At 37.9% G+C, this 21,487-nt stretch carries 19 protein-coding genes and 2 tRNA genes; 1 reads left to right on the forward strand and 20 read right to left on the reverse strand.

The window, feature by feature from the left end; translation table 11 throughout:
* Nucleotides 1-55 precede the first annotated feature (55 nt).
* From ABID39_RS03625 to ABID39_RS03720, 20 genes are all read right to left on the reverse strand, one after another.
* Complete coding sequence (locus ABID39_RS03625) at nucleotides 56-736, reverse strand: ABC transporter ATP-binding protein (protein WP_354186135.1); 681 nt, start codon at nucleotides 734-736, stop codon at nucleotides 56-58.
* Nucleotides 736-2,004 carry a lipoprotein-releasing ABC transporter permease subunit gene (locus ABID39_RS03630; protein WP_354186137.1) on the reverse strand — a complete coding sequence of 423 codons (1,269 nt, stop codon included), beginning with the start codon at nucleotides 2,002-2,004 and terminating at the stop codon, nucleotides 736-738. Before ABID39_RS03630 ends, ABID39_RS03625 begins: the two co-directional genes overlap by 1 nt.
* A gap of 11 nt (nucleotides 2,005-2,015) precedes the next feature.
* Nucleotides 2,016-3,341, reverse strand: a complete 1,326-nt coding sequence (gene proS, locus ABID39_RS03635) for a proline--tRNA ligase (protein ID WP_354186139.1) — start codon at nucleotides 3,339-3,341, stop codon at nucleotides 2,016-2,018.
* Between the two features lie 225 nt (nucleotides 3,342-3,566).
* The gene (locus ABID39_RS03640) at nucleotides 3,567-5,243 is read right to left on the reverse strand and encodes a ribonuclease J (RefSeq protein WP_354186141.1); all 1,677 of its coding nucleotides are present in this window, start codon (nucleotides 5,241-5,243) and stop codon (nucleotides 3,567-3,569) included.
* A gap of 55 nt (nucleotides 5,244-5,298) precedes the next feature.
* Nucleotides 5,299-6,108 carry a biotin--[acetyl-CoA-carboxylase] ligase gene (locus ABID39_RS03645; protein WP_354186143.1) on the reverse strand — a complete coding sequence of 270 codons (810 nt, stop codon included), beginning with the start codon at nucleotides 6,106-6,108 and terminating at the stop codon, nucleotides 5,299-5,301.
* The gene (gene nuoN / locus ABID39_RS03650) at nucleotides 6,108-7,562 is read right to left on the reverse strand and encodes an NADH-quinone oxidoreductase subunit NuoN (protein WP_354186145.1); all 1,455 of its coding nucleotides are present in this window, start codon (nucleotides 7,560-7,562) and stop codon (nucleotides 6,108-6,110) included. The genes ABID39_RS03645 and nuoN overlap by 1 nt, the downstream gene beginning before the upstream one ends.
* A gap of 18 nt (nucleotides 7,563-7,580) precedes the next feature.
* The gene (locus tag ABID39_RS03655; RefSeq protein WP_354186167.1) at nucleotides 7,581-9,050 is read right to left on the reverse strand and encodes an NADH-quinone oxidoreductase subunit M; all 1,470 of its coding nucleotides are present in this window, start codon (nucleotides 9,048-9,050) and stop codon (nucleotides 7,581-7,583) included.
* The gene (gene nuoL, locus ABID39_RS03660) at nucleotides 9,050-11,014 is read right to left on the reverse strand and encodes an NADH-quinone oxidoreductase subunit L (RefSeq protein WP_354186169.1); all 1,965 of its coding nucleotides are present in this window, start codon (nucleotides 11,012-11,014) and stop codon (nucleotides 9,050-9,052) included. The genes ABID39_RS03655 and nuoL overlap by 1 nt, the downstream gene beginning before the upstream one ends.
* Before the next feature lie 6 nt (nucleotides 11,015-11,020).
* Nucleotides 11,021-11,329, reverse strand: a complete 309-nt coding sequence (gene nuoK / locus ABID39_RS03665) for an NADH-quinone oxidoreductase subunit NuoK (protein ID WP_354186147.1) — start codon at nucleotides 11,327-11,329, stop codon at nucleotides 11,021-11,023.
* Between the two features lie 10 nt (nucleotides 11,330-11,339).
* Nucleotides 11,340-11,960, reverse strand: coding sequence for an NADH-quinone oxidoreductase subunit J (locus ABID39_RS03670; protein ID WP_354186149.1), 621 nt, complete (start codon nucleotides 11,958-11,960; stop codon nucleotides 11,340-11,342).
* 96 nt (nucleotides 11,961-12,056) lie between these two features.
* Nucleotides 12,057-12,548 (reverse strand): NADH-quinone oxidoreductase subunit NuoI, encoded by a 492-nt coding sequence (nuoI, locus tag ABID39_RS03675; protein WP_019223540.1) that lies wholly within the window; start codon nucleotides 12,546-12,548, stop codon nucleotides 12,057-12,059.
* Between the two features lie 14 nt (nucleotides 12,549-12,562).
* On the reverse strand, nucleotides 12,563-13,609 hold the full coding sequence (gene nuoH / locus ABID39_RS03680; RefSeq protein WP_354186152.1) for an NADH-quinone oxidoreductase subunit NuoH: 1,047 nt from the start codon (nucleotides 13,607-13,609) through the stop codon (nucleotides 12,563-12,565).
* 22 nt (nucleotides 13,610-13,631) lie between these two features.
* Nucleotides 13,632-15,701 carry an NADH-quinone oxidoreductase subunit NuoG gene (gene nuoG, locus ABID39_RS03685; RefSeq protein ID WP_354186154.1) on the reverse strand — a complete coding sequence of 690 codons (2,070 nt, stop codon included), beginning with the start codon at nucleotides 15,699-15,701 and terminating at the stop codon, nucleotides 13,632-13,634.
* Nucleotides 15,702-15,765: 64 nt separating this feature from the next.
* Nucleotides 15,766-17,073 carry an NADH-quinone oxidoreductase subunit NuoF gene (gene nuoF / locus ABID39_RS03690; RefSeq protein ID WP_354186156.1) on the reverse strand — a complete coding sequence of 436 codons (1,308 nt, stop codon included), beginning with the start codon at nucleotides 17,071-17,073 and terminating at the stop codon, nucleotides 15,766-15,768.
* Between the two features lie 161 nt (nucleotides 17,074-17,234).
* A complete protein-coding gene (nuoE, locus tag ABID39_RS03695) occupies nucleotides 17,235-17,870 on the reverse strand; it encodes an NADH-quinone oxidoreductase subunit NuoE (RefSeq protein WP_354186158.1) in 636 nt (211 codons plus the stop codon).
* Nucleotides 17,870-19,060, reverse strand: coding sequence for an NADH-quinone oxidoreductase subunit D (locus ABID39_RS03700; RefSeq protein ID WP_354186161.1), 1,191 nt, complete (start codon nucleotides 19,058-19,060; stop codon nucleotides 17,870-17,872). Before ABID39_RS03700 ends, nuoE begins: the two co-directional genes overlap by 1 nt.
* Nucleotides 19,061-19,166: 106 nt before the next feature.
* Nucleotides 19,167-19,796 (reverse strand): NADH-quinone oxidoreductase subunit C, encoded by a 630-nt coding sequence (locus ABID39_RS03705; protein ID WP_354186171.1) that lies wholly within the window; start codon nucleotides 19,794-19,796, stop codon nucleotides 19,167-19,169.
* Nucleotides 19,797-19,812: 16 nt separating this feature from the next.
* Nucleotides 19,813-20,394 (reverse strand): NuoB/complex I 20 kDa subunit family protein, encoded by a 582-nt coding sequence (locus tag ABID39_RS03710; protein ID WP_354186163.1) that lies wholly within the window; start codon nucleotides 20,392-20,394, stop codon nucleotides 19,813-19,815.
* Nucleotides 20,385-20,750 (reverse strand): NADH-quinone oxidoreductase subunit A, encoded by a 366-nt coding sequence (locus tag ABID39_RS03715; protein WP_354186165.1) that lies wholly within the window; start codon nucleotides 20,748-20,750, stop codon nucleotides 20,385-20,387. The genes ABID39_RS03710 and ABID39_RS03715 overlap by 10 nt, the downstream gene beginning before the upstream one ends.
* Before the next feature lie 300 nt (nucleotides 20,751-21,050).
* Nucleotides 21,051-21,127: transfer RNA gene (locus ABID39_RS03720), tRNA-Asp, on the reverse strand.
* A 175-nt stretch (nucleotides 21,128-21,302) separates the two neighbouring features.
* On the opposite strand from ABID39_RS03720, the gene ABID39_RS03725 reads away from it, so the two are divergent.
* Nucleotides 21,303-21,378 (forward strand) — tRNA-Val (locus ABID39_RS03725).
* Nucleotides 21,379-21,487: the final 109 nt, after the last annotated feature.

Below are 21,487 nucleotides of genomic sequence, written 5' to 3' on the forward strand. Positions count from 1 at the left end.
CAAAAATAATCTTAATTATAGCTTTTAATTCTTAAAATAAACTCTGTATATCACCTTAAGGAAGTTCTATAACTTTTTGTTCTTTAATTGTAATTCGACGATGCATTTGCTTAGCCAAAGCATAATTATGCGTTGCAATAAGTCCAGAAAGCCCAGATTGACGAACAAGTGCAGATAAAGCTTGAAATACATAAGCTGAAGTAACAGGATCAAGATTTCCTGTAGGCTCATCAGCCAAAAGAATCGAAGGAGCATTTGCTACAGAACGTGCAATTGCAACACGTTGTTGTTCTCCTCCCGATAATTCTGATGGTCTATGGTGAGCACGATGAGAAACACGCAGATATTTTAGTAATTTAAATGCACGATCCTCTGCTATTGCCTTTTTAAATCCTGCTATCATTTGTGGTATCATAACATTTTCTAAAGCTGTAAATTCTGGAAGCAAATGATGAAATTGATAAACAAAACCAATATCATTACGTCTGATAGCTGTTCGCTCACTATCAGAACACTTTGCACAAGAAACACCTCGTAATATCACATCACCAGCTGTTGGCTTTTCTAATAATCCAGCAATCTGAAGAAGTGTTGACTTTCCAGCTCCAGAGGGAGCTACAAGTGCTACAAGTTCTCCGCGATTAAGAATGAAATTGGCTTTGTCTAAAATAACAAGAGGTTTATTATTTTCGAAAAAATGTCGCTCAATCTCTATAAGCTCTAAAACAGCTGTCATTATTCATACCTCAAAGCTTGTACAGGATCGAGCTTAGCAGCACGCCATGCTGGAATGAGAGCAGCAAGAAAAGATAAAAATAAAGCCATTACAGCAACCATGGCTGTTTGTCCCCACTCAATTTGCGCAGGCAATTTTGTTAAAAAATAAAGTTGAGCATTAAAAACATCAACATTAAACAACCAAGAAACAAAATCCTGAATATGATTGATATTCGCGGCCGCTATAATACCAAAAATTAAGCCCAATATTGTTCCAATCAGTCCAATCATCATACCAGTGACGATAAATATACGCATAATCGCACTTTGTTGTGCACCCATCGTGCGTAAAATTGCAATATCATGACTTTTATCTTTTACAAGCATAATGAGTCCTGAAATAATATTTAAAGCTGCCACAAGGACAATAAGAGAAAGAATGAAAAACATAACATTTCGTTCAATCTGTAAAGCTGAAAAAAATGCCTGATTGCGTGTACGCCAATCAATTAAGTAAACTTGTTGATCAATTGCCTTTTCTATAGACGGTTTTATTCGATCAACAGTATCAGGGTCATTCAGGAATAATTCTAAAGATTGAACTTTATCTCCCAAATTAAAAAACATTTGCGCTTCACGGAGAGGCATAAAAACGAATATTGAATCATATTCAGACATACCAACTTCAAAAATTGCTGCAACTTTGTAAGCCTTAACACGTGGTGTCACCCCAAAAGGAGTTGCATCACCATCTGGCGTGATGATACGAAGATCACTTCCAATAGTGAGTCCTAATTTTGTTGCCAAACCACTACCAATAGCAACAGACTCCTCCTTATCAAACTGAGCAAGGGAACCTGATTTAATATTTTCGGATACTGTTTTAAGCTTCTCTAAATCTTGTTTGCGCATACCGCGAACGAGAGCACCTGATCCCCCTTGAACTTCACCTTGCACAAGCGCTTGACCTTCGACAACAGGTAAAGCAAATTTCATGCCATTGATCGATTCTAAAGAAGGAATAAGAGTATTATAATCGGAAAAACTAGAATTCAATGTTTGAACAATGAGATGTCCATTCATGCCAAGAATACGATTGAGAAGTTCTGTGCGAAAACCATTCATCACAGCCATAACAACAACAAGAGCAAATACCCCTAACATAATTCCAATAAGAGAAATGATTGAAATAACAGAAGCAACGACATGTTTTTTATTGGGAATCATATAACGAAAAGCGATCATCCATTCATAAGATGAAAACCATTTACTTCTGAACCTTTTCATAACATTGCCTATTAAATTACAGAAAATTGGTTGAGTACATTTTCAACCATTAGAGATTTTTTAACACCCGTTTTTCGATCTTTCATTTCAACTTCATTTTGTGCAATGCTTTTCGGTCCAACAATTATTTGTGTCGGCAAACCAATCAAATCCATTGTTGCAAATTTTGATCCAGGGCGTTCATTTCTATCGTCTAACAATGGATCAAAACCAGCATTTTTAAAACCTTGATAGAGAGTTTCACATGCATGTGTACATTTTTCATCATCCGGTTTCATATTAATGATACCAAAATCGAACGGTGCCATAGATTCTGGCCAAATAATACCGTTTTCATCATGAGACGCTTCAATAGCTGCGGCTACAAGACGCGAAGGTCCAATACCATAAGACCCCATAGAAACCACATGCTCTTTTCCATCTCGTCCCATCACTTTTGCCCCCATTGGTGCTGAATATTTAGTACCAAAATGAAAAATATGCCCCACTTCAATACCACGAGCTGAAAGACGATTATCGTCAGAAATTTTACTCCACTCTTCTTCATTATGCATTTCTTCTGTTGCTGCATAAAAAGAAGTCCACTGTTTCACAATATCAGCCAAAATAGCTTTATCATTAAAATCGATTGAACTGTTTGGAACACTCAGTTCAAGAAATTTCTTATCACAAAATATAGAGCTCTCTCCTGTTTCAGCCAAAATAATAAATTCATGACTGAGTTCACCACCAATCGGACCTGTATCAGCACGCATAGGAATTGCTCTTAAGCCAAGACGAGAAAAAGTACGCAAATAAGCAATAAACATACGATTATAAGATGTTTTAGATCCTTCATAATCAAGATCAAAAGAATAAGCATCTTTCATTAAAAATTCTCGTGAACGCATCACACCAAAACGTGGACGAATCTCATCACGAAACTTCCACTGAATATGATACAAATTAAGTGGAAGATCTTTATAAGAATGAATATATGAGCGAAAAATATCTGTTACCATTTCTTCATTCGTTGGACCATAAAGTAAATCACGTTTTTGTCGATCTTTAATGCGGAGCATCTCTAAACCATAATCATCATAACGATTACTTTCACGCCAAAGTTCCGCAGATTGGATTGTTGGCATCAATATTTCTATAGCGCCAGCTCGTTCTTGTTCCTCACGAATAATACGACAAACTTTATCAAGTACTTTTTTACCTAAAGGAAGCCAAGAATAAATCCCTGATGTTTGTTGGCGAATCATACCTGCACGCAACATAAATCGATGAGAAACAATCTCTGCTTCCTTAGGATTTTCTTTTAAAAGTGGAAGAAAATATTGAGAAAGACGCATTGAAATAATTAACTCCTAATCAAGATCTATCATAACTGTATAATTTAGATATACTATCCGTCCATCTATAGCCACATTCGTAATTGTTGCAAAGATAACGATTATATTGTTAAAAAGTTTATGTATCATATTTTCTTTTGGGCTTATTTTTAGCGGTAAACAATCTAACAATTTTCTTCTCTCTATTTTTTTGAGCGAAAAGAAAATAATATATACTAAAATACTTTATTTTGACCGATGTAAAAAAACGGTACAGACAGGTTTTTTCTGCCAAATCTCATTAACGGCCGCTCTCACAGCACGCCGCGTTGCTTCTCGAATAAGTTCATTATTTTTTCGTTTAATGCGCGGAATATTATAAAATGTATTTTCTATCACGTCTAAAAGAATATCTTTCAAACTTTCTCCTTTTTCATTACTTTCAGGAAGTCCTAATGTGGTTAAACCGATATCATTAAGTAACTCATGCTTGCTATTCATATGAAGGGAAACAGCAACATGCCCAGCATAACTTAATTTGCGCCTCTCGCGAATTCCTAACGTATCTTCATCCCCAATAAGGCAACCATCTTTATAAATACGCCCAACAGGGGCTTGATCGATGACTTCTACTGGACCTGGTGCAAGCCGTAGCATATGACCATTTCTAATCTCAGCAACAATCTTAATACCTGCTTGACGCGCTAAATCAGCCTGAGCAGTGAGATGCATTGCCTCACCATGGACGGGAACAAGTATTTGTGGTTTCAGCCAATCATACATCTGTAAAAGTTCTGAACGACGTGGATGTCCTGAAACATGAACAAGAGCATCTTTATTTGTAATAACTTTAAGCCCCTTATCGATGAAACGATTTTGTATCTCAAGAATCGCTTTTTCATTTCCTGGAATACTTCGTGACGAATAGATAACTGTATCACCAGCAGAAAGTGCAATATTTCTTATTTCATTGCGTGATAGTTTTGCTAAGGCAGCAGATGCTTCTCCTTGACTTCCTGTTACAACTAAAACAAGATCCTTTCGTCGGATGTAACCATAGTCATCCTCTGTCACAAATGGAGCTAAATCATTCATATAACCAAGCTCTTCTGCAACCATAATACTTCGCTTAAGAGAACGCCCAACAATAAGAACTTTGCGCCCAACAGATTCGGCTGCAAGAGCAATTGAACGTATCCGACCAACATTAGATGCAAAAGTTGCTAACACAACTCGTCCCTCAGCTTTTGAAAAAATTTCAGAAAAACTTGTCTGAACTTGCTGTTCTGACGGTGTTACACCATCTCGACATGCATTTGTCGAATCACAAAGCAATGCTAAAACACCTTTATTCCCTAAAGTATGGAATCGTTTTTCATCAGTTGCATCTCCAAGTGAAGGTGTTTGATCAATTTTCCAATCACCCGTGTGGATTACAGTGCCTAAAGATGTCGTAATTGCTAAAGACACAGATTCTGGAATTGAGTGGTTAACAGCAATAGCCTCAACAGAAAAAGAGCCCACTTGAAAACAATCACCAGCTTGAAAGATATTGAGTGGAATTTTATAAGATTCAAAATCTGACTGTTTTTTACTCTCCAATAATCCTGCTGTAAAAGGAGTACAATAAATTGGAACTTTAAGTTTTGGCCATAAATCAAGAACAGCACCATAATGATCTTCATGAGCATGCGTCAAAATAAGACCACGTATATTATGCTTTTCACTTTCTAAAAAACGAATATCAGGTAAAATAAGATCGACTCCGGGTAATTCGGCACCAGCAAAACTAACCCCCATATCAACAAGCACCCACTCACAAAAGTTTTCTGAACCAAATCTATAAGCAGCCAGATTCATTCCTATTTCACCTACTCCTCCCAAAGGTAAAAAAACAAATTCATTCTCATTGGCTGCAACCATATAAGTATCTCCTGAATTATTAAGATAATCTGATAGTGAAATAAAATTTTATTAATTAATAACGACCTGCATGAACAGAGGAAGCAAAACCAAAATGGACATCTCCAGCTGTAATGACAGTTTTCTGGCCATTGTTTTGTTTAATGATACAGTTAAAATCACTATCAAGACCATCAAAAATACCTTCAATGACTTTTTCATCATTGACTATTTTGACATGTTGTCCAAGATGAAAAGAATAAGAAAGCCATTTTTCGCGGATTATCTCACATCCTCTTGGCTGTTTCCAAAGAAGATAATTTTTAGAAAAACACTCTGTCAAAACCGTAAATAACTGTCCTTCTTCAATATGCAAACCAATATTCTTTAAGCTTGAAGTGGGATATGGTGCATCTTCATAATGATATTTTACATTCACTCCAATACCAATAATCAATGCATACTGTTGTGATGGCAATTTAAACATCTCAAGCAAAACTCCAGAGCTTTTAGCTCCCCTTAATAAAATATCATTTGGCCACTTTAAGCTAACAATACTGTTCATTTTCTCTTCATCTTTTATAAATTGATTTATTGCCTCTCTCACACTTACTCCAGCAACAAAACCAAGCTGAGAAGCAGTTTCATGAATAATATCGTCAATTAATAAAAGACTAGAATAAAGATTTCCCTTCGGACTATACCATGTCCTTCCCCTTCTAGCTTTTCCCAGTGTCTGTTCCTGCGCAATAATCCAGAGATAACCTTGATGACCAGCTTGCGCTTTTCTCTGTGCAACAAGATTCGTTGAATCAACATTTTTGTATGCTTCAACAGTGTACCCTTGTTTTTGAGCAAAATCTGATAAGATATAAACCATATTCATTAAAATAATGCGGCGGCAGCTTTTTCTGCTAACTCCACGAACCAAATTCCAAAAAATGTATAAAACAAAATGAATAATGCAGAAATGCCAAGACAGAGTTGAAGCTCATTTGGCAAAACAATAAACTGCGCTTTTGCATCATCAAACCACATAATTTTAATAACGCGCAAATAGTAAAAAGCCCCAATAACAGACGCAATCATTCCAATGATAGCAAGCGGAGTAAGACCAGCATGAACAGCAGCAGAAAATGTATACCATTTCCCAAAAAAACCAGCCATGGGCGGTATACTTGCCAAAGAAAAAAGTTGTATAGTCATCACAACAGCCATAAATGGATTGGTCTTTATTAACCCTGAAAGATCATAAATATTTTCAACATTTCCCTTACTAGAACGCATTCCAAGAATAAAAGCAAATGAACCAAGCGTCATGGCAAGATAAATAGTCATATAAAGAATAACACTTTTTACTCCAAGCAAATCTCCAGAAGCCAAACCGACAAGAGCATATCCCATATGACCAATCGATGAATAAGCCATTAAACGCTTAATATTATTTTGACCAATTGCTGCAAAAGCACCGAGTATCATTGATGTCATCGCCATGAATACCAAAATTTGCTGCCATGCAGGCATAGAGCCATCAGAATTACTGAGCGGAACAAAAGCCGTAACGATAACCCGAATAATGAGTGCCATTGCCGCAACCTTAGGAGCAGCAGCAAAAAATGCTGTAATAGGTGTTGGTGCCCCCTCATACACATCAGGAGTCCACATATGAAATGGAACTGCAGAAATTTTGAAAGCCAAACCAGCCAAAATAAAAACAATTCCGAAAATAGCTCCTAATTGTAAGTTTTCGCCTTTTAAAGCAAGAGCAATTTCGCGAAAACCAATTTGACCAGTAAAACCATAAAGCAAAGAAATACCATAGAGGAGTAATCCTGAAGACAATGCTCCTAAAACAAAATACTTTATGCCAGCTTCAGAAGATTTTACATTATCACGATTAATTGCAGCCAAAACGTATAAAGCGAGAGATTGTAGCTCTAATCCCATATAAAGCGACAGCATATTACCAGCTGAAATCATCAGCATCATACCAAGGGTTGCTAAAAGAACGAGCACCGGAAATTCAAAAATATCTAACTTTTGAGAGCAAATAAAACTCACAGACATAATAAGTGCGAAGAGTGCCCCAATAAGCGTTAAAATTTTCATATAGCGACCGAAAGAATCTATAATAAGCGCATTGTTTTGAAATAAGCCACTTTTCGGAAAAACAACGATAATAACAATGGTTGCAATAAGAAGAGCAATAGACAAGCCTGTCACCGTTAAAGAGCAGCGTGCATTGGAATAAACACCAATCAAAAGAAATATCACTCCTCCCAGTGCTATTAAAATCTCCGGAAAAATTAACACTAATTGAGCTACTATTTCAGTTTGCATAAGCTTTCTTCTCTTAATCTAGTGTAGTTTATTGATGAGGGCTTCTACAGAAAACGCCGTTACTTTAAAAATAGGGGTTGGATAGATACCAAAAAATATTGTTAGAATACCCATTGGATAAAGAATGAACTTCTCTCTTAAAGAAAGATCAATAAGTACTTTCAAATTTTCTTTATCCAAGGAACCAAACACTACACGCCGATAAAGATAAAGTGCATAGGCAGCAGATAAAATAACGCCAGTCGTAGCAAAAACAACCACCAATTTATTTACTTGAAAAACACCTATTAAGGTTAAAAACTCACCTAAAAAACCTGAAGTTCCAGGTAAACCAACATTTGCCATAGTAAAAATTAAGAAAACAACAGCATATTTAGGCATGTTATTCACTAAACCACCAAAAGCTGCTATTTCACGTGTGTGTAAGCGATCATAGATAACTCCAACACAAAGAAACAAAGCTGCTGAAACAATTCCATGCGATAACATCTGATAAATAGCTCCCTGAACCCCCTGCTCATTCGCAGCAAAAATACCCATCGTCACATATCCCATATGCGCTATAGAAGAATAAGCAATAAGTTTTTTTATGTCATTTTGAACAAGCGCAACTAGTGATGTATAAATAATAGCGATAAGCGATAACGTGAAAACAAAAGGAGCAAAATCAGCTGATGCGATAGGAAACATTGGCAAAGAAAAACGAAGAAAGCCATAACCGCCTAATTTAAGTAATACACCAGCTAAAATAACAGAACCAGCTGTTGGTGCTTCTACGTGCGCATCAGGTAACCACGTATGAACTGGCCACATCGGCATTTTAACCGCAAAAGAAGCGAAAAAAGCAAGCCATAACCACATTTGCATATGTGCAGGAAACTGATAGTTTAATAAAGTTGGTATATCAAGTGTTCCAGCCTCCCAGTACATAGCCATAAGAGCAACCAGCATGAGCACTGAACCAAGCAAAGTGTATAAGAAAAACTTTATACTCGCATAAACACGACGCACCCCTCCCCAAACACCAATAATAATAAACATTGGAATGAGGCTGCCTTCAAAAAAAACATAAAATAATATTGCATCAAGAGCACAAAAGACCCCAATAATCGCAACCTCAAGAAGAAGGAACGCAATCATATAAGCTTTTAATCCATCTTTAACATTCTCCCAACTTGCTAAAATACAAAAAGGCAAAAGAAAAGCTGAGAGAACAACAAAGAGGATAGAAATACCATCGACTCCCATATGATAGCTAATACCCCCGCCTAACCAATCGAATTTTTCAATCATTTGGAAATGCGTGTTTGTATCATCAAAACCAGCCCAAATAATGAGGGAAATAATAAAAACAAACACCGTGGTAAAAAATGCTACATTGCGTATATTACATCGAGCGGCTTCGCTATCATCTTTAATAAACAGAATAAGCAGAACACCAACAAGCGGCAAAAATGTAACCGTAGAAAGAATAGGCCAATCGGTCATCAATTTACGCCCCCGATCATCATCCATGTAATAAGTAATGCAACGCCAATAAGCATCGCAAATGCATAGTGATAAAGATAGCCTGTTTGTACGCGAACAATTCTATTTGTAATATCAATAACGCGCGCTGCAATACCATTCGGACCTAGACCATCAATAATCTTACTGTCTCCAACTTTCCAAAGAAAGCAACCAATTTTAAAAGCAGGACGAACAAATAAAAAGTGATATAACTGATCAAAATACCACTTTCGGTAAAGGAAATAATACACTCCAGGCATAATTCTCGATAATTTCTTGGGAAGAGAAGGAACAGCAATATAGAATAAATAAGCTAACACAAATCCAAGAGCCATCGCTACAAAGGGTGACCATTTTACCCAATTTAAAACGTGGTGTGCATCATGAAGAATGTGATTGTGGCTATTTGTAAATAATGCCCCTTTCCAAAAAGCATCATATAAATCACCAAAAAAGTAAGGTTGAAAAACAACCCCAGAAAATATTGCTCCAATAGATAAAATAAGCAGTGGGATCAACATAACTGGAGGCGATTCATGAACATGGTGCATAACATCAACTGTTGCACGTGGTTTACCATGAAACGTCATAAATATAAGCCGCCATGAATAAAAGCTTGTTAATAAAGCAGCAAAAACAAGAAGATAAAAAGCATATCCTGAAGCAATGTTATGTGCTGCAAAAGCAGACTCTATAATTGCATCTTTAGAGAAAAAACCTGCAGTTCCCAAAACTGTTCCTGGAATACCAACACCTGTTAAGGCAACTGTTCCTATCACCATCATCCAATAAGTTACCTTTATATGTTTACGTAATCCGCCCATTTTTCGCATATCTTGCTCATCAGAAACAGCATGAATGACAGATCCAGCCCCAAGAAACAGTAAAGCCTTAAAAAAAGCATGAGTAAAGAGATGAAAAACAGCTGCTCCATAAGCTCCAACACCAAGAGCGACAAACATATAACCAAGTTGTGAACATGTAGAATAAGCAATAACACGCTTAATATCATTCTGCACCAACCCCACAGTTGCCGCAAAAAACGCAGTCGTTGCTCCAACAATAATAATCACTGTTAAAGCAATTGCAGAAAGTTCAAAAATTGGTGACATCCGTGCAACCATAAAAACACCAGCTGTTACCATTGTTGCTGCATGAATGAGTGCCGATACGGGTGTTGGTCCCTCCATTGCATCAGGAAGCCAAGTATGTAATAGAAATTGTGCGGATTTTCCCATAGCACCAATAAACAATAAAAGGCATGTAATAGTAATTGCTATCTGTCCATCCAGCTGATAATCTAAAAACGTTATATTTTGCATAAAACTACTGGTTGCAGCTTTTGCAAAAATAGAAGCAAAATCAACCGATTGGAATAAAATAAAAATACTAAAGATTCCTAAGAGAAAACCAAAATCCCCAACACGGTTAACGACAAAAGCTTTCATTGCAGCCTTATTTGCAGACTCTCTCTGAAACCAAAAACCAATGAGTAAATAAGAAGCAAGCCCAACACCTTCCCATCCAAAAAACATCTGAATCAAATTGTTGGATGTTACCAACATAAGCATCATAAATGTAAATAAAGAAAGATAAGAAAAAAAACGAGACCTTGAAAGATCATGATGCATATAACCAATAGAATAAATATGTACTAATGCCGAAACACTATTTACAACAATGAGCATGACAACCGTTAATGTATCGATATGCAAAGCCCAGTCAAAAGTTAAATTACCGACAGAAAGCCAAGATAATACCGATATATCAACTACTTGAGCATCACCAAGTGCAATATTGAAAAAGGCTATCCACGATAATACGGCAACAATGACCATAAAGCTACATGTTACCAATTCACTTGCGCGATCTCCTATAGCCTTTCCCCCTATAGAAGTAATGAGAAAAGCCAAGAGTGGAAGAAAGACGATCGTATAATACATCACTGATCAGCCTTTCATTACATTCACGTCTTCAACCGCAATAGACCCACGGTTACGGAAAAAAACTACAATAATTGCTAAACCAATTGCAGATTCGGCCGCTGCTACTGTTAAAATAAATAAAGCAAATATTTGACCAACGAGATCATGAAGAAACGCTGAAAATGCAACAAAATTAAGATTAACTGAAAGCAATATAAGCTCAATGGACATCAAGATAATAATCACATTTTTTCTATTGAGAAAAATCCCAGCGATACCGATTGTAAACATCAGAGCAGAAACAATGAGATAATGAGTAATATCAATGTGCATAGCTCCCCCCTTAAATACCCTTGCCGGATTCAACTTGTTTAATCTCGATTGCACTTTCTACTGTCCTAGAAACTTGAACGGCCACAGATTGTCGCTTTACACCAGATTTATGACGAAGTGTCAGAACAATAGCACCAATCATTGCAATTAATAAAATTATTCCAGCAATTTGAAAATAAAAAACATAATCCGTATAAAGAATATCACCTAATGCCTGTGTATTCGTTCTATGTGCTAAATCTGGAATTGGTTGCGTGATATTTGTTCTCAGAACTGGAGAAAAATCGCTACTCACAAAGATAACAATCAATTCTATAGCAATAATACTTCCAACAAAAGCTCCTAGAGGAGCATACCGAAGCGCACCACTCTTTAATTCAGCAAAATCAACATCAAGCATCATAACCACAAATAAAAATAAAACAGCAACAGCTCCAACATAAACAACAAGCAGGATAAAACCCAAAAATTCCGCTCCTACAAGTAAAAATAAAGCCGCAGCATTAAAAAATGCCAATATTAAAAACAAAACTGAGTGTACAGGATTGCGCGCCATAACAACAATAATTGCACTCGTAAGCATAATAAAAGCAAATAAATAGAAAAATGCCGCCGCTAGATCTGTTAGCATAGGCCTCTCCTCAATTAACCCAAAAATTGGTACAAAATTTCATACCAGATTACAATTTATCGGAAAAATTATCCGACTTCTCATCCAACGATACACTTAACGATAAGGTGCATCCATCAATATATTTCGAGAAATTTCTCGCTCCCAGCGATCTCCATTCATTAAAAGCTTTTCCTTATCATAATATAATTCTTCACGCGTTTCTGTTGCAAACTCAAAATTAGGCCCCTCGACAATAGCCTCAACTGGACAAGCTTCTTGACAAAAACCGCAATAAATACACTTAACCATATCTATATCATAACGAACAGTTCTACGTGTACCATCATTGCGCCGAGGTCCCGCTTCAATTGTAATAGCCTGCGCAGGACAAATCGCTTCACACAATTTACAAGCAATACACCGTTCCTCACCATTTGGGTAGCGACGTAGCGCATGTTCACCACGAAAACGCTGAGAAACGAATCCCTTCTCGTAGGGATAATTAATCGTAGGCTTTGGTGAAAAAAACTGACGCATTGCTAGAAAAAAAGCACTCACAAATTCCAATAAAAGGAGTGACTTTGCTGCCTGAATAAAACCTGACACCGTGAAATCTCCTCTTAAACAAAACCGCTATACTTTAAAAAAGCAGCAGTTATCACAACCATTGCTAACGAAAGAGGAAGAAAAACCTTCCAACCAAGCCGCATGAGTTGATCATAGCGATAGCGTGGAACAAATGCTTTGACCATAGCAAACCAAAAAAATACAAAGCAAACTTTTAAAATAAACCAAATAATACCAGGAACCCAATTAAGCCACCAAACATCCAAGAGTGGTAACCAACCACCTAAAAATAAAATGGTTGTTAATGCACACATTAACACAATAGCAACATATTCGCCAAGGAAGAAGAGCATATAAGGTGTTGAAGAATATTCAACCATGTGACCAGCAACAAGTTCAGATTCTGCTTCTACTAAATCAAAGGGAGGACGATTTGTTTCGGCAAGTGCAGAAATAAAAAATATAACAAACATTGGAAAAAGAACGAGCCAATTCCAATCAAGAAAACTATTGAAAGGAAGACCTAAAGCCGTACCAATTCCATAACTTTGTTTCTGAACAATTGTTGTAAGATCCAACGATCCACTAATCAAAATAACGGTTACAAGCACAAAGCCAATTGAAACCTCATAAGAAATCATCTGAGCAGCTGAACGAAGTGCTCCTAAGAAAGGATATTTTGAATTTGACGCCCACCCTCCCATGATAACGCCATACACTTCAAGAGATGAAATAGCTAAAATATAAAGCAAACCAACATTAATTTTGGCAACTTCCCAGCCTTCATTGATAGGAACAACGGCCCAAGTTGATAAAGCAAGCGTAGCAGAAACAAAAGGCGCCAAAAGAAAAACACCTTTATTAGCACCAGCAGGAATAATAGGCTCCTTAACAACAAATTTAATTAAGTCCGCAAAAGATTGTAACAATCCCCACGGACCAACGACATTTGGACCACGACGTAATTGTACTGCCGCCCAAATCTTTCTATCTGCATAGAGAAGATAGGCAACCAAGAGCAGAAGAACAACCAAAAGGAGAAGTGCTTTTCCAATTATAATGAGTAATGGCAATAACCAGATCATAAAGAAATCATACATAATTCTTCCTTTTCCTCTGCACTTACTCTATAGCTTGCGTAGCGCGGCTTTTCGCAAGAGATGAACATTCAGCCATAACTGCAGAAGCACGCGCTATCGGATTTGTCAAATAAAAGTCCTTAACCATAGAAATAAATGCTTGCGGTTCCAAAGCAACCGTTTGTGAACCAAGCAGCTTAAGATCAGCTATATCAGAAGGAAGCACATCATCAATGGCACAAAGATGTGGAAAATCATTAAACAGATTCTGTCTTAATTGAGAAAGAGAATCAAAAGGAAGCTTTTTTCCCAAAACATCCGATAAAGCACGCAAAATAGCCCAATCTTCTTTTGCTTCACCTGGGGCAAAACCAGCCCTATTTGTCATTTGAATACGCCCCTCTGTATTTATATAAAGTCCTGATTTTTCAGTATAAGCTGATGCTGGTAAAATAACATCAGCAGCATGCGCACCATTATCACCATGGCTACCAATATAAATTGTAAAAGCCTTTTCATTGACCAATTCTACTTCATCGGCACCAAGCAAAAATAAGATTTCACAGGTTTTCAGAATATTTGCAACCCCAAGCTCAGAAGTAAAACCAACATCTAGCCCTCCAACAATCGACGCCGCATTGTGAAGGACACCAAATCCATTCCACTCTTCACTAAGAGCTCCAATATTATCGGCTAATTTTGCAAGATTTTTTAAAACAGACAACCCTTCTTTTCCCGAAAGAGCTCCCTCTCCGATAAGAATAAGTGGTCTTTTAGCTTCTTTTAATACATTTAAAAATACACCTTCTCCCCGAATCAGTGCACTCAATGCCTCAGTACCCTCTCCGAGATAAGAATAAGGATAACGTAAATCGGCTTTTTCTCCAATTAACGCGATGGGAAACGCCCCCATCCTTTGACGCTTTAAAATACGTGCATTTAAAACAGCAGCTTCAAGACGTGGATTAGACCCTACAATAAGCAATGCGTCAGCCTGTTCAACACCTGCAATTGTTGGATTAAAAATATAACTCGCACGCCCTAATTCAGGGGATAAAGCCATACCTCTTTGACGACAATCAAAGATCTTTGATCCTAATGAAATCAATAATTTTTTAAGTGCATACATTTCTTCAATGGATGCAAGATCTCCTGCAACTGCTCCAATTTTTTCTGGTTGGATTGTAGAAATCACCATTTTAATTTTTTCAAAAGCCTCTGCCCAACTTACAGGTTGAAGCGTTCCATTTTTGCGAATATATGGTCTATCAAGCCGCTGTGTACGTAATCCATCCCATATAAAACGCGTTTTATCAGAGATCCATTCTTCATTTACATCTTCATTCGTACGCGGCATAATTCGCATAACTTCACGACCGCGGCTATCGATGCGAATAGCACTACCAAGTGCATCCATAACATCAATCGATTCCGTTTTAATCAATTCCCATGGACGTGCATGAAATGCATAAGGTTTTGAAGTTAAAGCCCCCACTGGACAAAGGTCAATAACATTTCCTTGCAATTCAGATGTCATTGCTTTTTCAAGATATGTTGTAATTTCAGCATCTTCACCACGCCCTATCAATCCAAGCTCAGAAATACCTGCCACTTCTGTTATAAAACGAATACAACGCGTACAATGAATACACCGTGTCATAACAGTTTTCACAAGTGGACCGATATACTTATCTTCCACAGCGCGCTTGTTTTCTCTATAACGAGAACAGTCACGCCCATAAAACATTGCTTGGTCTTGAAGATCGCATTCCCCTCCTTGGTCACATACAGGACAATCCAAAGGATGATTGATGAGAAGAAACTCCATCACTCCTTCACGTGCTTTTTTTACCATCGCCGTGTTGGTAAAAATTTCAGGTATCTCTCCATTAGGTCCTGTTCGTAAATCACGAACGCCCATAGCACAAGAAGCCTGAGGTTTGGGCGGACCTCCCTTAACCTCAACCAAGCACATACGACAGTTCCCAGCAACTGATAAAGATTCATGAAAACAAAAACGCGGCACTTCAGCACCGGCCGCTTCAGCTGCCTGAAGCAACGTGTAGTAATCAGGAACTTCAATCTCTTTACCATCAACTTTGATATTTATCATCACTCATCCAGCCTGCAGATAATCCACTTTAAATTTGCACTCTGTTGCTCTTAAACAAAATCCTCTATCCAACCGCTTCCAAAGCAATATTTTTTCTTTGAACAACATTTCGCGTATAATCATTAATTCTCCGCTCAATTTCCGGACGAAAATTACGTATCAACCCCTGTACAGGCCATGCCGCAGCATCGCCAAGTGCACAGATGGTATGCCCTTCAACCTGTTGAGAAACCTCAAACAAAAGATCGATTTCACGTTTTTGCGCTCTTCCTTCAACCATACGTTCTAAAAGGCGCATCATCCAACCAGTACCTTCACGACACGGTGTACACTGACCACAACTCTCATGTTTAAAAAAAGCCGATATACGCCAAATTGCCTTAATGATATCGGTCGATTTGTCCATAACAATTACCCCACCCGTGCCAAAAGAAGATCCAACATCTCGCATCCCATCAAAATCCATGATCGCGTCAACCATATCCTCTCCACGAACCACTGGACAAGACGCTCCACCTGGAATAACACCTAAAAGATTATTCCATCCACCACGAATACCACCTGTATGTTTTTCAATTAATTCACGAAAAGAAACACCGAGCGCTTCTTCAAATGTACAAGGTGCATTCACATGCCCAGAAACCATAAATAATTTTGTTCCAACATTATTGGCACGTCCAATTGATGAAAACCACGAAGCACCACGACGTAAAATTGTTGGAACAACAGCAATCGATTCTACATTATTGACGGTGGTTGGACAGCCATAAATCCCCATATTAGCAGGAAATGGTGGCTTAAGTCGAGGCTGGCCTTTTTTTCCTTCAAGGCTTTCGAGAAGAGCTGTTTCCTCACCACAAATATAAGCACCTGCACCATGATGAATAATGATATCGCATACATGCCCATATTTTGTTTTTTTGCCAAGTAAACCTGCATCATAGCATTCATCAACAGCTGCCTGAAGTGCTTCACGCTCTCGAATATATTCACCGCGAATATAGATAAAAGCGACATTCGCTCCCATAGCAAAAGTAGCAATAGCACATCCTTCAATTAAAGTATGAGGATCATGTCGTAAAATATCGCGATCTTTACATGTTCCTGGCTCTGACTCATCAGCATTTACAACCAAATAATGAGGACGACCATCACTTTGTTTGGGCATAAATGACCATTTCATTCCAGTGGGAAAACCAGCTCCACCGCGACCACGTAGACCCGACGCCTTCACCTCATCAATGATCCAGTCTCGACCTTTCTGGATAATTGCCTTAGTATTGTCCCAATGTCCGCGCGACATTGCAGCTTTTAATGATTTGTCTTTCAAACCATAAATATTGGTGAAAATGCGATCCTTATCAGCCAGCATACCCCACCTTTTTTTCTATTACCCGTAGCATTCTTAGCTTTTCCTCAAATGCAATTTTTAAATATTTTTTTAATTTTTAACTCTTCGTTAGAGACAGTTTCGATGGGTAAAATAATAAAATATTTCAAAAAATATTTATTATGTCCAATCTGTATCCTTCCTTAAGACTTAAGCGTCTTTATGTCTTTTTCATTAATGAGAGAAGTTAAGCCACTAATTGGCTCAGATGATTTACGACTATTTTGCGGACCAACTGCTATCTCAGAACCTTTACCCGCTTCAAATGCATCGATAATTTCTTTAAGGCGCTCGGCCGTAAGATCTTCATAAGTATCTTTAAAAATCATAACCATAGGTGCATTAACACAAGCTCCAAGACACTCCACCTCTTCCCATGATAACGTTCCATCCCTATTGGTAACAAAAGGCTCATGATGAATTTTTTTCTGACAAACTTTAATTAATTCACCAGATCCACGCAACATACAAGGGGTCGTACCACAAATTTGGATATGCGCTTTTGTACCAACAGGTTTGAGTTGAAACTGAGTATAAAAAGTCGCAACTTCTAGAACACGAATATAAGCCATGGAAAGAATCTGAGCAATATGCTCAATTGCAGCACGTGTCACCCAACCATCTTGCTCTTGAGCACGCATTAATAATGGAATTACGGCGGATTGTTCGCGCCCCACAGGATATTTTTCTATGGTATTTTTCACCCATATTTGATTTTCTTTTGTAAAAGAGAATTCTGCAGGCTGATAGACTTCATCTGCAAGACGGCGCACGGACATTAGCGATCAACCTCCCCAAAAACAATATCAATAGAACCCAAAATAGCTGTAGCGTCTGCTAGCATATGACCTCTGGTTAAAAAATCCATAGCTTGAAGATGAGCAAAACCAGGAGCACGTAATTTAACACGATAAGGCTTATTTGTTCCATCTGAAATAAGATAAACACCAAACTCACCTTTGGGAGCCTCCACAGCAGTATAAACCTCACCAGGAGGTGTATGAAAACCTTCCGTATAAAGTTTAAAATGGTGAATAAGTGCTTCCATCGAACTTTTCATTTCACTGCGTTTGGGAGGCACAATTTTATGATCCAAACTTGAAACAGGTCCATTTTTTTCACTACCAAGCAAACGATCCACGCACTGGTGCATAATTTTCGCTGATTGACGCATCTCTTCCATACGAATGAGGTAACGATCATAACAATCACTATTTTTACCTACAGGAATATCAAATTCCATTTCTTCGTAGCATTCATAAGGTTGGCTTTTACGCAAATCCCACGGTACACCAGCCCCACGAATCATAACTCCAGAAAAACCGCGCGCCCAAGCTTCATCAATGTGTACCACACCAATATCTACATTACGCTGCTTAAAAATCCTGTTTGGCGTTACAAGTGAATCCAATTTGCCAAGAGCAACAAGAAACGGATCAATAAAATTACCAATATCTTCAATCAAAGTTTCAGGTAAATCTTGATGCACACCACCCGGACGAAAATAATTTGCATGAAGACGTGCACCACACGCACGTTCATAAAAAATCATCAACCTTTCGCGTTGCTCAAATCCCCAAAGTGGTGGAGTCAAAGCACCAACATCCATTGCTTGCGTTGTGACATTCAGTAAATGATTAAGAATGCGCCCAATTTCAGAAAATAAAACACGTATTAATTGCCCTCGTTTGGGAACTTCAACACCCAATAGCTTTTCAATAGCAAGCACAAAAGCATGCTCTTGATTCATAGGAGCAACGTAATCTAAACGATCTAAATAAGGACAAGCCTGAAGATAAGTTTTTGTTTCCATTAACTTTTCAGTGCCACGATGTAACAATCCAATATGTGGATCTACACGCTCAACAACTTCACCATCCAATTCCAGAACCATGCGCAAAACCCCATGCGCAGCAGGGTGCTGCGGTCCAAAATTGATATTAAAGTTCCGAACATTGACCTCAGCCACAATAAACCCCTTGCTTTTAAAAACTTTATATCAAATATTAACAAAAACTCTTATTCATACTAAAAACTTAATTATTTTAGAAAGTTTAATACTCTATACTCTAGTGTTAAGCTTTACCAGTTTCAGTATCACTTTTTGACACTTGTTTTTTATCAGATGGTAAAACATATTGCACCCCCTCCCAAGGAGAAAGAAAATCAAAACTGCGCATCTCTTGTCGCAAAACAACAGGCTCATAAACCACCCTCTTTGCTTCATTATCATAACGACACTCAACAAATCCTGTAACAGGAAAATCTTTGCGTAAAGGATATCCTTCGAATCCATAGTCAGTTAAAATTCGCCTTAAATCCGGATGACCTGAAAATAAAATCCCATACATATCATATGCTTCACGTTCATACCACTCTGCTCCAGGATAAATCGAGCACGCAGAAGCAACAGGAGTATTTTCATCAGTACGCACTTTAACACGCAAACGTAAATTCTCACGAGGAGATAATAATTGGTAGGAAACATCGAAGCGTTTATCACGGGAAGGATAATCAACACCACTAATATCTGTGATATTAATAAACTGACAACGAGAATCATCACGAACAAACATTAACACATCTGTAATTGCATCAAGACGCGATACAATAGTCAGCTCACCAAATGCAAGAATGGTCTCTTCGAGCTTATCTCCTAACTTGCTTTTTAAATAGGCATCAAGCTCAACCAATGATTCACTCACCATGATAACAACGCTCCTATCGTTCTATAGAACCAGTCCGACGGATTTTTTTCTGCAACAGTAATATTCCGTATAGCAATGCTTCCGCCGTAGGAGGACAGCCTGGAACATAAATATCCACAGGCACAATACGATCACAACCACGCACAACTGAATAAGAATAATGGTAATACCCACCACCATTTGCACAAGAACCCATAGAAATCACATAACGCGGTTCAGGCATTTGATCATATACTTTTCTTAAAGCAGGTGCCATCTTATTTGTTAGGGTACCCGCTACCACCATCACATCTGACTGACGGGGTGAAGCACGCGGAGCATATCCAAAACGCTCATTATCATAATGAGGCATTGAACACTGCATCATCTCGATAGCACAACAGGCCAAACCAAAACTCATCCACATTAAAGAACCAGTACGTGCCCAAGTAATCAAAGCATCAGCTGAGGTAACTAAAAAGCCTTTGTCCGATAGCTCAGCATTGATGTCACGAAAAAAACTATCGTTAGAACCAATCAACTCACCCGTATTCGGATCAATAATTCCCTTCGGTTTAGGAGCAGTAATCATTGAATTGTTAGATATTAATCCCATTCAAGAGCCCCCTTTTTCCATTCATATATAAAACCGATAGTTAAAAGTGCTAAAAATACAATCATCGACCAAAAGCCGAACATACCTATTGAGCCAAATGAAACCGCCCAAGGAAAAAGAAAAACAACTTCAAGATCAAAGATAATAAACAAAATTGATACTAAATAAAAACGAATATCAAACTTCATACGTGCATCATCAAAAGAATTAAATCCACATTCATAAGCTGATAATTTTTCAGGATCAGGGGAGCGATAGGCCACGACATAAGGCATAATCAAAAGAACCCCAGCAATAACCGCCGAAACGACGATAAAAATTAAAACCGGTAAATAAGAGCTCAATAAATGAGACATAACCTTTTTCCACCTTAATGGAACGACCTTAATTAACGCAATCACTCCACAATCATTAGATTAAACAAATAAATTACACTAATTGCTCTGTTCATTCCGCTCGTACTGCTTCAAGAGCATGCCAAGCAATGCTTTTTATTGGCATAGGTAACGCAGAGTAAGAAAAGACGCAAGCCTTATTCTCATAAACCATGTAAAAAGAAGAAAAAACCACATTCAGAAACACACATTAAAGCCAACACTTTAATAATGCATGCCTCATACCTAAAATATTTCAAAAAAAATATGAAAACTGCGAAATGGCGCGAGTGACGGGGCTCGAACCCGCGACCTCCGGCGTGACAGGCCAGCACTCTAACCAACTGAGCTACACCCGCGCAATTCTTTCGAACCAATTTATTAATTGGTATAAGCGGTCGTGTAAGGTGTTCATGCGTTCATGTCAAGAAGCCTTATGCATTTTTTTAAAAAAATCATCAAACATTATCTTTATTCTTGCGTTTGAAAAAAAAATTCCTTAAAGAGTGCCTATCCAATTGCTGATCTCATATTGGGCGATTAGCTCAGCTGGTAGAGCGCCTCGTTTACACCGAGGATGTCGGGAGTTCGAGTCTCTCATCGCCCACCATATTCTTTTTATTCGCATATAATCTGTTGATTTTATTTATCTTTTTTCAGGGTACGGGATAGTAAAATAAAGGTGCGGGAATAGGATTTTGCAACATGCCTCTTAATTA

The organism is Bartonella japonica (genome assembly GCF_040545385.1).
In the GTDB taxonomy this organism is placed as follows: domain Bacteria; phylum Pseudomonadota; class Alphaproteobacteria; order Rhizobiales; family Rhizobiaceae; genus Bartonella; species Bartonella japonica.

Coding starts and splice junctions, on each gene's coding strand:
- ABID39_RS03715 (WP_354186165.1), bottom strand. CDS start 20,750: ATGTCTCATTTATTGAGCTCTTATTTACCGGTTTTAATTTTTATCGTC.
- ABID39_RS03670 (WP_354186149.1), bottom strand. CDS start 11,960: ATGCTAACAGATCTAGCGGCGGCATTTTTCTATTTATTTGCTTTTATT.
- nuoN (WP_354186145.1), bottom strand. CDS start 7,562: ATGCAAACTGAAATAGTAGCTCAATTAGTGTTAATTTTTCCGGAGATT.
- nuoH (WP_354186152.1), bottom strand. CDS start 13,609: ATGTATGATTTCTTTATGATCTGGTTATTGCCATTACTCATTATAATT.
- proS (WP_354186139.1), bottom strand. CDS start 3,341: ATGCGTCTTTCTCAATATTTTCTTCCACTTTTAAAAGAAAATCCTAAG.
- nuoL (WP_354186169.1), bottom strand. CDS start 11,014: ATGTATTATACGATCGTCTTTCTTCCACTCTTGGCTTTTCTCATTACT.
- ABID39_RS03645 (WP_354186143.1), bottom strand. CDS start 6,108: ATGAATATGGTTTATATCTTATCAGATTTTGCTCAAAAACAAGGGTAC.
- ABID39_RS03625 (WP_354186135.1), bottom strand. CDS start 736: ATGACAGCTGTTTTAGAGCTTATAGAGATTGAGCGACATTTTTTCGAA.
- nuoF (WP_354186156.1), bottom strand. CDS start 17,073: ATGCTGGCTGATAAGGATCGCATTTTCACCAATATTTATGGTTTGAAA.
- nuoE (WP_354186158.1), bottom strand. CDS start 17,870: ATGTCCGTGCGCCGTCTTGCAGATGAAGTCTATCAGCCTGCAGAATTC.
- ABID39_RS03655 (WP_354186167.1), bottom strand. CDS start 9,050: ATGACCGATTGGCCTATTCTTTCTACGGTTACATTTTTGCCGCTTGTT.
- nuoK (WP_354186147.1), bottom strand. CDS start 11,329: ATGCACATTGATATTACTCATTATCTCATTGTTTCTGCTCTGATGTTT.
- ABID39_RS03710 (WP_354186163.1), bottom strand. CDS start 20,394: ATGGGATTAATATCTAACAATTCAATGATTACTGCTCCTAAACCGAAG.
- nuoG (WP_354186154.1), bottom strand. CDS start 15,701: ATGATAAATATCAAAGTTGATGGTAAAGAGATTGAAGTTCCTGATTAC.
- ABID39_RS03630 (WP_354186137.1), bottom strand. CDS start 2,004: ATGAAAAGGTTCAGAAGTAAATGGTTTTCATCTTATGAATGGATGATC.
- ABID39_RS03640 (WP_354186141.1), bottom strand. CDS start 5,243: ATGGTTGCAGCCAATGAGAATGAATTTGTTTTTTTACCTTTGGGAGGA.